At 60.4% G+C, this 1753-nt stretch carries 1 protein-coding gene; it reads right to left on the reverse strand.

Features of this window, described 5'->3' with window-relative positions; all coding sequences use genetic code 11:
• Positions 1-348: 348 nt before the first annotated feature.
• Positions 349-1632 (reverse strand): hypothetical protein, encoded by a 1284-nt coding sequence (locus KHO41_RS40880; protein WP_211958874.1) that lies wholly within the window; start codon positions 1630-1632, stop codon positions 349-351.
• Positions 1633-1753 lie beyond the last annotated feature (121 nt).

Below are 1753 nucleotides of genomic sequence, written 5' to 3' on the forward strand. Positions count from 1 at the left end.
TGACTCGATTTCCACGTTGCGATTACTCATCGCCCGCGCGATCACCAGCAAGCTTCCGCGCTGTCCGTGTTGCTGGGATGTCAGGCTATATTTGTGACACAGTAAGATTAGTCCTCTGGCCGGGAAGGGACCTCGACAGGTCATGAACCGGTCGGCTCTTGCTGGCCGGCATGCGCCATCGTGGGATTGATGGGCGGCAGGCCGCAGCCGACCCCAAAGTGTGCGAAATACCCGCCGCTCACCGGCGTTCGAGCATGCGCCGCCATCCATGCTAGGTGAGAGCCCCACTTGATGCGGGGAGATCGGCTCAATCCGCATTTTGCCAGGGACAAAGTGGTCGAAGCCCTGCTATGGCTGTAAGCGAATCCATCGGCCAACGAGGTGCTCCTCCGGGCTCACCCAGATCGCCAGGGCGTTGCCCTCACGGTCCGCGATGAGCTTCGTCGCACGAAAGTTATCCGAGATGCGACCCAGCCTCACCAGGGTCGCCGACCAGTTGCCATCGGAGAATGGCAGGTAGTACAACGCCGGCTCTCCCTGCCCCACGAATACGGCGTGGAACCGGTCCATTCCCGCTGGCGCCAAACGCGGTTCTAGGAATACGTTGCCGCCCCACTGCGAGTGCCAAGCCTCCTGGAACATCTGAAGGGCTACCGGTTCGTCCCGCTGATCAACGAGGAAATACCACCACCACTCCGCGCCCCAACTCTTCAGGCTGAAGGTCAACCCTAGCGTGAATCCTGACTCCGGATCCGTAGCGAGTGCGAATGGCGGCTTCAGCGTATCAAAGCGGGTCGGCTCCCGGATTTCGCGTCCAGAGGCCGAGCTGATGATGCGTTGCAGTCCTTCGCTCGCGGGAATGGCAGTGCTGGATTCGGCTTCCGCGTCCTGGTTGCCCGTTTCTATTCGGGCGTAGGCAAAGGCTTGTGTGTAGGTTCCCTGTAGAAATCCCCGGGTCGACATATACAGGACATTGACCGTGCCTTGATCGTCGGCGGAAACCGCCATCTGTTCCATGTCCACATCCAGGCCATTATCGCGGTCGAGCACGGTCCAACTTGACGCCCCGGATGGTGCTTCTCTCGCAATCACCGCCTTGCTGGACTGCACGTGCCAGGGAATGGCCCAGATCACAATGCTGTAAATCCCGAACCAGTCCCATCGACCGGGGCTGCCGACTTCCTTGCCTTTAGCCAAGAAGACACAGACCAGGTCCTGCCCAGCGAGCAACAGACGTTGGCACGCGGGTCCCCGCAGCGGGCCCTGCCAACGCTGACCTTCGCGCACAAAGTGATTCGTGTCGTCCACCACGTGCAAGCGTCCAGCGGCATCGATGGCAGTGCTTAGGGCGCTGCCGTAGGCCGCGTGAGATGTCGTCACGATCTCTTCTTGCTCAACACCCTGCGCTCCGACCACGAGGTGGTGTACGAGGTGTGAACGTGCCAGCATCACGACAATATGTGCACGCCCATCGCTCCCCATAACAGCGGTGGTGGTGGTGGGGCGCGCACCCAGCAGTGTCAATTCTGGACCGAGGCGCACATTGGCCGGCGGCGGCCGCTGGCTGACCTCGACGGGAACTTGTGCCGCACAGCCAGCAAGCAAGATGAGAATGAGAAATTGGGCTCGCAAGGCGAATCTCCGTAAGCGCGAAATTAAGCGCACCTAGCTTTCGCGGCTGAGAGTAGGCAGGCTTGCGTCCGCAACCACTATTTGCGGACGCAAGCATCATGGACAACGAATCTGAAGTTCT

This window comes from Cupriavidus numazuensis (assembly GCF_905397435.1).
Lineage (GTDB): Bacteria > Pseudomonadota > Gammaproteobacteria > Burkholderiales > Burkholderiaceae > Cupriavidus > Cupriavidus numazuensis.